Genomic DNA, 8,633 nt, shown 5'->3' with positions numbered 1-8,633 from the left:
GGTCGCCGGCCCGCACGTCGGTGACCGGCACGGTACGGACCCGCCCGTGCGACACGACCAGACCGCAGTCCATCTCCGGATGTTCCACCGGCACCCACTGGCCGTCGAGGTGGACGACGGTCTCCAGGTTGGTCGTCGAGTAGAAGTCCGTCGGGAACACGCCGTCGCGGTCGGCCGGCTCGCACCGCGCCTCACCCGCGGTCACCTTGTTCACGCCGTGCACCTGGACGCGCATCAGGATGCGGGTCAGGCGCCGCTGTGTCTCGGCGCCGACGGTGATGACGGCGTGGGACTCGTCGTCGTGGCCGCGCCCGAGGTCGATCCGGTCCACCCGGTAGTCGCCGCCGTAGTCGAGCACGTCGTCGAGGACCTTCGCCAGCACACCGGTGTCCATGAGATGCCCGTGCACCTCGACCTGATCGTGAAAACGCACGCCCAACGCCCTTCTGTTCGTACCCCTGCTCGCCGCTGCCACTGCTGCCGCCGCGGCCCGCCGCCGGTGGCCAGAAGCCTGGTCACGCCGTGCCGCAGGGGTCTGCTGCCGTCTGCCGCCGTCCGGGGGACGGGTGTTGCCAGCCGGCCATCGCAGGTTCAGCGCGGGTGCCAGCCAGATCGATGGGACCGGATGGCCTAGAGGACAGCGCCGTCGTCGGGACCATCGGGGTCGGTGGGAGGACGGTCGCCCATCCGAGCGACCAGCGTGCCGACCCCGCCGAGGATGAGCAGCACGCCAGCCACATCCTGGGAACGTGACTGGTTGAATCCGATCAGGCTGGGGACCATCAGGAAGACCACGCCCAGCGCGATCGATCCGATCGCCCAGCGGGTGACCGGGCGGATGCGGGGCAGCGGCGGTGGGGGCGGCGGCACGTAGTGGTCGTCGTCGCCGTCCGGCGAGCCGGTCTCGGCGCTGTCGGCGCCCAGGTCGATGACCACGATCTCGTCGTCGTCGCCCCGTAGCTGATGCGGGCGCACGCCGGGCGGCAGGCCGGCCTGCGCGGCGCCCGGTTCGGTCTGGTCCGCGGGGTCGGCCGGGGTGTCGGGTTCGAACGGCGGCCGCAGAATGATGATCGTGGGACGGCGCGGGTCGGCGACGTCCTCCTGGGACGGCCAGGTGCGGGTGGTCGGCTCGTCGTCGAAGCGGGCGATGAGCTCGCGGAACACCGCGTCATCGGCGTCCTGGGAGCGCGGTGGCACCGGTGCCGGCGGCGGGTCGTCGGAGGCGGACCCGGGCGGCTGCTCCAGCGCCGCCCCGGTGGGCTCGGCCGGGGTGGGGGTCGGCTGCTCCGCCGCGGTCTGGTCGGCGCCAGCGGTCAGTGACTCCCTGTGTTCGCCGGTGTCGCCGTTCGCGCCGGGCACCGCCGCGGGACCCGAATGATCGAGTGGCCCCGGGGCCGGCTCGCCCGGGCTGGGGAAGGGCGGATGCTCAGCCATCACTGGCCGCCGGTTCGGGCACCAGGGGCGAGAGCGAGTGCGTGCGGACGAACTCCAGGCTTCCCGCGAAGATCTTCTCTTTGTCGTTGTCGAGGGTGGCCACATGCCAGCTGTCGGCGAGCAGCCGTTCCTCGATCGGGGCCCGTACCCCGGCCAGCAGCAGCGCGCCGGAGCTGGGCTCGACGATGTGATCGACCACGCTGCGGTAGGCCAGCACCGGGGAGACGATGCGCCCGAGGTCGGCGCTGGTGACCGCCCACAGCTTGCGCAGGGACGCGAACGGCCGCAGCGGCATCTTGTCGTAGCCGACCTCCGGTACCCCGTCGGCCTTGACATCACCGGCGAGCCCGGGAACCGCGGGAAGGATCCGGCTGAGCAGCGGGGCGAGCCCGGCCTGCCAGCGTTCGGTCCGCAGGCTCGCGTTGACGGTGACCAGACCGGCCACCTCGGCGCCGTGTTCCTCGGCCAGACGCAGCGTCAGGGTGCCACCCATCGACAGACCCATGACGAACACCTGGTCGCACTCGCGCCGCAGCCGCAGGAACTCGCCGCGGACCGTCGTGTACCAGTCGGGCCACCCGGTGGGAACCATGTCCTGCCAGCGGGTTCCGTGGCCGGGCAGCAACGGACAGGAGACCGTCAGCCCGGCGGCGGCCAGCGCCTCGCCCCAGGGGCGCATGCTGCCCGGCGAGCCGGTGAAGCCGTGGACCAGCAGCACCCCGACCGACCCGCCCACGTAGGCGAACGGCTCAGCGCCGGGTAGCAGGGCCGTGCCGGTGGAACCCGCCATTGCTGTCCGCCCTTCGCGCCCGGCACCTCGTGCCCTGTGCCCGTACCCCGTGCCGCTTATGCCGTGCTCTGTGCAACCCACTCGCCGCGCAACATTCGCAGGGCGGGCGGAAAGTCGTCGGTACCCTCATGCTCGCACGGTCCGTGGGCTGAAGCCATGGTCGTCCGGGTCTCATCGGTGGGCATCTTGTCGCCGATGTCATGACATTCGACGGAATTTCACCAGGAGGTCGAGCCGGACGTCGTGACGCGATCGCCCGTCGTTGCGATGATATAGATCTCGGCACGCCCGTGCTCGTGGTCGGTGTGGCGCGGCGGTGCGCTCCGGTCATGGCAGGGTCATCACCCCGACGACGCCGTCCGTGGCACTGTTGTGGATGTTCGAGTGGACGTGATGATGTCCGGCTACCTAGGCTCGGGTCTGCCTGCCGGCCAGTGGCATGCTCGGGTCCGCAGCGACGGCGTCGGCGTGTGCAGTGCGGGCGACCCGGTCCGGGCGCCCTGACAGTGTCGTCTCACGACGGTGACCAGGTGGGAGCTGTCCTTGTTCTACTGGGTGCTCAAAGCGATCCTCACGCCCGTACTACGGGTGGTGTGGCGCCCGTGGGTCGAGGGTGCCGAGCACATCCCCGCGGAGGGGCCCGCCATCCTGGCCGGAAACCACCTGTCGTTTCTTGACCACTTCTTCCTGCCGCTGGTGGTGTCACGGCGGGTGACCTTTCTGGCCAAGAGCGACTACTTCACCGAGGCCGGCATCAAGGGCTGGTTCAAGCGGGTCTTCTTCAGCGGGGCCGGCCAGATCCCGATCGACCGCAGCGGTGGCAAGGCCAGCGAGGGGGCGTTGCGATCCGGCGTGCGGGTGCTGCGCCAGGGCCGCCTGCTCGGCATCTACCCGGAGGGCACCCGTTCGCCGGACGGCCGCCTGTACCGCGGCAAGATCGGTGTCGCCCGGATGGCGCTGGAGGCCGGCGTGCCGGTGATCCCGGTCGCCATGATCGGCACGTTCGAGGCGCAGCCCCCCGGCAAGTTGCTGCCGCGGGTTCGTCGGGTGGGTATGCGGGTCGGCCCCCCGTTGGACTTCTCCCGCTACGCCGAGATGGCGGACGACCGGTTCGTGCTGCGTTCGGTCACCGATCAGATCATGTACGAACTGATGGCGCTCTCCGGCCAGGAGTACGTCGATATGTACGCGAAGCGGGCCAAGGAGGAAATCGCCGCGGCCCGGGCGGCGGCCACCAGCGCCGCCGCCACCTCGGACGCCGCCACCGCCGCGGCCGGCGACCTCGCGGGCGCCGCGTCGGACCGGGCCGTCGCGGGCGGCCCGCCGGCCGGGGTGTCCGCCGCCCGACCGGCCGCATCCGCTCGTCCGACCACGCCCGGTAACCCGGCGGACCGGGCGGTCTGAGGCTGTTTGCGCCGACACGGCAGGATGGGTGATGTGCGTGGTGCCCTGACCCACATCGTCCGCTCCGGTTTCGCCCGGTCCATCCCTGGGTGGAGCCGCTCATCCGGCCGGGTTCCCCGCGACCAGCGGCGCCACCGGGTTCGTGACCTGGTCATCGTCGTGGGCGTGGGCGGCATGCTGCTGGCGACGGGTGCGTCGGCCGGTTGGGCTGTTCCCACGCCGGACGGTGCCGCCCCGGCGGGCGGTGCGGCGGCGGGTGGGGCGGCACCGGCGAACACGCTGGGGCGGTTCGGTCCGTACCTGGTCGACGCGGCCCACCGCGTCGTGGTCGTGCGCGGGATCTCCCTGCCGGCCGGTGTGACGCCGACCGACGCCGATCTCGCGACCTGGCTCGGCCAGGGCTTCACCGGGGTGCGGCTGGCGGTTCCGGTGGCGACCGGCGGACGGGTTCCAGCGGTCGCGGGCTGGCCCCGACCCACCGCGTCCGAGCAGGCGACGAGCCCCGCGGACGCCGGCCTCGGCCAGGTCGTCGCGCTCACCCGGCGGTTCACCGACCGGGGGCTGCGGGTCGTCGTGCGGCTGGTGCCGACGGTGGCGGGTCGACGCCTCTCGGATGCGACCCTGTCGGTCGGCCTGGCCGCGCTCGCCGACCGACTGCGGGCCGAACCGGGAGTGTTCGGCTACGAGGTGCCCGCCGGCACCGGCCCGGCGTTGTCCGACACCGTGGCCGCGCACGACCCGGTGCATCTGCTGTGGCGTAGCGGCCCGGCGCGGTTCGACCCGGCGGTGACGGTGGCCCTCAACGATCCGACCGGCTACCTCACCGGCTGGAAGGACGCTTCCCCCGAAGCCGTCGACGCCCTGGTCGCGACCGCCGACAGTTTCGGTCTGAGCTGGTTCTACGACCCGCCGGACGGACGTGGCGCGACGGTGGGTACGGCCGCTCCGGTCGGTGTGGGCTCGGGTTCGGCGCCGACGATGCCGGCGACGCCGCCACGGCTCGTGCGGCCCTACCCCGCGGCCGTGGCGGGCACGCCCGAGCTGTTGCGTTACGACGCGGCCGGCGTGCTGACCCTGGGGCTGCGCCCGGTCGCGGTGGCGCTGCCGGACGGTTCGACGGCGGGTGCCCTGGCGGCCGGGACGGCTACGGCGATCAACGTGCCGGCCGCTGCCTACCCGCGCGGCTACCAGGTGACGGTCACCGGCGGGCGGGTGACCTCGGCGGCGGACAGCGGTCTGCTGTGCGTGGTCGCCGAGCCCGGCGCGGCGCGGGTCGAGATCCAGGTCCGTCCGGCCACGGCGGGCCCGCAGGTCCGCCGTGTGACGATCGCGGGCGCCACCGGATGCGATACCGGGGGAGCCCCCGTCGCGGGTGGTCCGGCGGCCGCGAGCGCGACGGGCGGCACGAGTAGTGGTACGAGTGGTTCGGCGGCGAGGGCCGTCGCCGGTGCCGCGAGCGAGTCGGAGCCGACGCCATATTCCGGGCCGTTGCTGTGGGTGCTGCCGCTGGTCGGGGCGGCGGCGGCCGCGGGCCTGCTCGCCGCGGTGACGCGACCCTGGCGGCGCCGGCCCGGTCCGGCGGCACCTACCTGGAGCGGGAGAGACTGAACCGGTGGCAACCCGTTTCTTCTACGACACCGAGTTCATCGAGCGGCGTGAGTCCGGCCATCTCTGGCTGGACCTGGTCAGCATCGGCATTGTCAGCGAGGACGGCGCACAGCGTTACTACGCCGTGTCCACCGAATTCGATCCGGTCTGGGCGGTGCCCTGGGTCCGGCGCAACGTGCTCGACCAGTTGCCGTCGCCGGCCGACCCGGCCTGGCGCTCCCGGGCCCGCATCCGCGATGATCTGAACGCGCTGCTGACGGCGGACGGCGCACCGGAGCTCTGGGCCTGGTACGGCGCATATGATCATGTCGTTCTCTGTCAGCTGTTCGGGACGATGACCGACCTGCCGGCGCGGATGCCCCGGTTCACCCGGGACCTGCGCCAGCTGTGGGAGGAGCTGGGCCGTCCCACGCTGCCGCCGCCGCCGGCCAACGCCCACGATGCCCTCGCCGACGCGCTGCACAATCTGGCTCGTTGGGAGATCCTCGCCCCGCTGCGCCCCCGCACTGCCGGCCAGCCCCCCCGATCATGACTCTTTGAGCTTGATTCACCACGCCTAGTAGTTGCAAATAACACTCTGTATGTGCTGTGCGCCGCTACGCTGCCGCTGCTGTCGCCGCCGAGAGGCGGGACGGGAGTGGGTACTGGTGCGGCCCGGTCGGGGCGGCGCGGAGGCGAGGAGAGTGCGATGAGGATCGGCGTACTGACCGGCGGCGGTGACTGTCCGGGGCTCAACGCGGTGATCCGGGCGGTGGTACGCAAGGGCGAGGGCGTCTACGGGCACCAGTTCGTCGGCTACCGCGACGGCTGGCGTGGCCCCCTCACCGGCGACACGGTGCCCCTGGACACCACCGCGGTCCGCGGCATCCTGCCTCGCGGCGGCACGATTCTCGGCTCGAGCCGGACCAACCCGTACGCCGCGGTGGACGGGCTCGAACTGATCCGCCGCAACCTGGCCGCGGACGGGGTCGACGCGCTGATCGCCATCGGCGGCGAGGACACCCTGGGTGTGGCCGCCCGGCTGCACGACGACGGCGTCCCGGTCGTCGGCGTGCCGAAGACCATCGACAACGACCTGTCCGCGACCGACTACACCTTCGGTTTCGACACGGCGGTGAACATCGCCACCGAGGCCGTCGACCGGCTGCACACCACCGCCGAGAGTCACCACCGGGTGCTCATCGTCGAGGTGATGGGCCGCCATGCCGGCTGGATCGCCCTGCACAGCGGGATGGCCGGGGGTGCGAACGTCATCCTCATCCCCGAGCGGCCGTTCGACTTCGACAAGGTGTGCGCGTTCGTCGAGTCCCGGTTCGCCACCCACTACGCGCCGATCATCGTCGTCGCGGAGGGTGCCACTCCCATCGCGGGCACGATGATGACCAAGGACGCCGAACTCGACGCGTTCGGCCATGTCCGGCTGCAGGGCATCGCCGCGGTGCTCGAAACCGAGATCCGTGGCCGGACCGGCCGGGACGCCCGGGCCACCGTGCTCGGCCATCTGCAGCGTGGCGGCACACCCAGCGCGTTCGACCGCTGGCTCGCGACCCGTTTCGGTCTGCACGCCGTCGACGCCGTGCACGAGGGCGAGTCCGGGGTGATGGTCGCGCTGCACGGCACCCGGATCGACCGGGTGCCGCTCGCCGAGGCCACCGGTGCGCTCAAGACCGTGCCGGCGGAGCTGTACGCCGAGGCCGCGGTCTTCTTCGGCTGACCGGACCCCGGCCCGGCCCCTGGACCGGCCCGGGGGCCGGACGCTGATCCGCCGCCGGGCCGGATGACTTCACCGAAACCTGCGAGTATCGACGCGTCCTGGACCTGGACAGCCGTACCCTGGTGTCTCGTGAGCGCATTGGACGTCTGGCGGACCCTTCCGGCCAAGCAGCAGCCGTCGTGGCCCGACCCGGTCGAGCTGCAGGCGGCCGCGGAGCAACTCGCGGCGCTGCCCCCGTTGGTGACGGCGCCGGAGGTGCGGTCGCTGACCGATCGGCTGGCGATGGTCGCCCGCGGGGAGGCGTTTCTGCTCCAGGGCGGTGACTGCGCCGAGACGTTCGCGGCCAACACCGCCAACAAGATCCGCGACAAGGTGAAGACCCTGTTGCAGATGGCCGTCGTGCTCACCTATGGCGCGAGCACCCCGGTGGTCAAGGTCGCCCGCATCGCCGGCCAGTACGCCAAGCCGCGCTCGGCTGACATCGAGGCGAGCACCGGCCTGCCGTCCTACCGGGGTGACGCGGTCAACGACATCGCGGCCACCGCCGCCGCCCGTCGGCCGGACCCGATGCGCATGGTCGCCTCCTACCACCAGAGCGCGGTCGCGCTGAACCTGGTGCGCGCGTTCGCCACCGGTGGCTTCGCCGACCTGTCCAAGGTCCACGAATGGAACAAGGCCTTCGTGCGCGACTCGGCCGCCGGCCGGCGCTACGAGGTGATGGCCACCAACATCGACCGGGCGCTGTCGTTCATGGCCGCCTGCGGCATCGATCTGGACCGCACCGCCGCGCTGACCGGCGTGGAGCTGTTCACCAGCCACGAGGGTCTGCTGCTGGAGTACGAGCGGGCCCTGACCCGCGTCGAGGACGCCACCGGTCACCCGTACGACCTGTCCGCGCACATGATCTGGATCGGCGAGCGTACCCGCGACCTCGACGGCGCCCACGTCGACCTGCTCTCCCGGGTCGGCAACCCGATCGGCTGCAAGATCGGCCCGAAGGCGAGCCCCGACGAGGTCCTGGAGCTCGCCGAGCGGCTCAACCCGCACCACATCCCCGGCCGCCTGACCCTGATCACCCGGATGGGGGTCGGCCGGATTCGCGACGCCCTGCCGCCCATCATCGAGAAGGTCAACGCGGCCGGCCCGCCGGTGGTGTGGTCCTGCGACCCGATGCACGGCAACACCCGTGACGTCGGTGGGATCAAGACCCGCCACTTCGACGACGTGCTCGACGAGGTCTTCGGCTTCTTCGAGGTGCACAAGGCGCTGGGCACCCACCCCGGCGGCCTGCACATCGAGCTCACCGGGGAGAACGTCACCGAATGCCTCGGTGGCGCCGAACTGATCGGTGAGGACGACCTCGGCGGCCGGTACGAGACGGCCTGCGACCCGCGTCTGAACACCAGTCAGGCGCTGGAACTGGCCTTCCTCGTGGCCGAGATGCTGCAGCACGCCCGCGGTGAGCGGGCCGCCGCCCACCAGGACGCCCACCCCGCCGCCCCGCGTCCCTGAGCTGACCGGCACCGCCGCCGGAGGACCGCTACCGAGATGCGGCTCAGTGCTCCGGCCTTCAGGCCGGGGGTGAAGGGCCGCGCGGGAAGGCCGCCCTGCGGCCTGAGCGTGCCCTAGACCGGACGGGCCTGGTCCTCGATGTACCGGCGGAGCACGTCCAGCGGCGCGCCA

General features: G+C 72.2%; 7 protein-coding genes and 1 pseudogene. 5 read left to right on the top strand and 3 right to left on the bottom strand.

Translation table 11 applies throughout. The annotated features are described in order from the left end of the window. From MXD61_RS05130 to MXD61_RS05120, 3 genes and pseudogenes are all read right to left on the bottom strand, one after another. Nucleotides 1-433, bottom strand: a pseudogene (locus MXD61_RS05130) (TIGR00300 family protein); the annotation flags it as partial. Between the two features lie 197 nt (nucleotides 434-630). Beyond that, nucleotides 631-1,434 (bottom strand): hypothetical protein, encoded by an 804-nt coding sequence (locus MXD61_RS05125; protein WP_248811699.1) that lies wholly within the window; start codon nucleotides 1,432-1,434, stop codon nucleotides 631-633. Next, a complete protein-coding gene (locus tag MXD61_RS05120) occupies nucleotides 1,427-2,224 on the bottom strand; it encodes a carboxylesterase (RefSeq protein ID WP_248811698.1) in 798 nt (265 codons plus the stop codon). The genes MXD61_RS05125 and MXD61_RS05120 overlap by 8 nt, the downstream gene beginning before the upstream one ends. Nucleotides 2,225-2,767: 543 nt before the next feature. On the opposite strand from MXD61_RS05120, the gene MXD61_RS05115 reads away from it, so the two are divergent. From MXD61_RS05115 to MXD61_RS05095, 5 genes are all read left to right on the top strand, one after another. Then, the gene (locus MXD61_RS05115) at nucleotides 2,768-3,628 is read left to right on the top strand and encodes a 1-acyl-sn-glycerol-3-phosphate acyltransferase (protein WP_248811700.1); all 861 of its coding nucleotides are present in this window, start codon (nucleotides 2,768-2,770) and stop codon (nucleotides 3,626-3,628) included. 33 nt (nucleotides 3,629-3,661) lie between these two features. Continuing rightward, nucleotides 3,662-5,236 (top strand): hypothetical protein, encoded by a 1,575-nt coding sequence (locus tag MXD61_RS05110; RefSeq protein ID WP_248811697.1) that lies wholly within the window; start codon nucleotides 3,662-3,664, stop codon nucleotides 5,234-5,236. A gap of 4 nt (nucleotides 5,237-5,240) precedes the next feature. Then, the gene (locus MXD61_RS05105) at nucleotides 5,241-5,768 is read left to right on the top strand and encodes a polyadenylate-specific 3'-exoribonuclease AS (RefSeq protein WP_163548956.1); all 528 of its coding nucleotides are present in this window, start codon (nucleotides 5,241-5,243) and stop codon (nucleotides 5,766-5,768) included. Nucleotides 5,769-5,924: 156 nt separating this feature from the next. Next, a complete protein-coding gene (locus MXD61_RS05100) occupies nucleotides 5,925-6,950 on the top strand; it encodes a 6-phosphofructokinase (RefSeq protein ID WP_248811696.1) in 1,026 nt (341 codons plus the stop codon). Between the two features lie 129 nt (nucleotides 6,951-7,079). Further along, nucleotides 7,080-8,462 carry a class II 3-deoxy-7-phosphoheptulonate synthase gene (locus tag MXD61_RS05095; RefSeq protein WP_248811695.1) on the top strand — a complete coding sequence of 461 codons (1,383 nt, stop codon included), beginning with the start codon at nucleotides 7,080-7,082 and terminating at the stop codon, nucleotides 8,460-8,462. Nucleotides 8,463-8,633 lie beyond the last annotated feature (171 nt).

The organism is Frankia sp. AgPm24, assembly GCF_023243055.1.
GTDB lineage: Bacteria > Actinomycetota > Actinomycetes > Frankiales > Frankiaceae > Frankia > Frankia umida.
This window is presented reverse-complemented; position numbering and strand designations above follow the sequence as displayed.

Excerpts from the sequence above, each read along its gene's own strand:
- MXD61_RS05125 (WP_248811699.1), bottom strand. The coding sequence starts at position 1,434 with ATGGCTGAGCATCCGCCCTTCCCCAGCCCGGGCGAGCCGGCCCCGGGG.
- MXD61_RS05120 (WP_248811698.1), bottom strand. The coding sequence starts at position 2,224 with ATGGCGGGTTCCACCGGCACGGCCCTGCTACCCGGCGCTGAGCCGTTC.
- MXD61_RS05100 (WP_248811696.1), top strand. The coding sequence starts at position 5,925 with ATGAGGATCGGCGTACTGACCGGCGGCGGTGACTGTCCGGGGCTCAAC.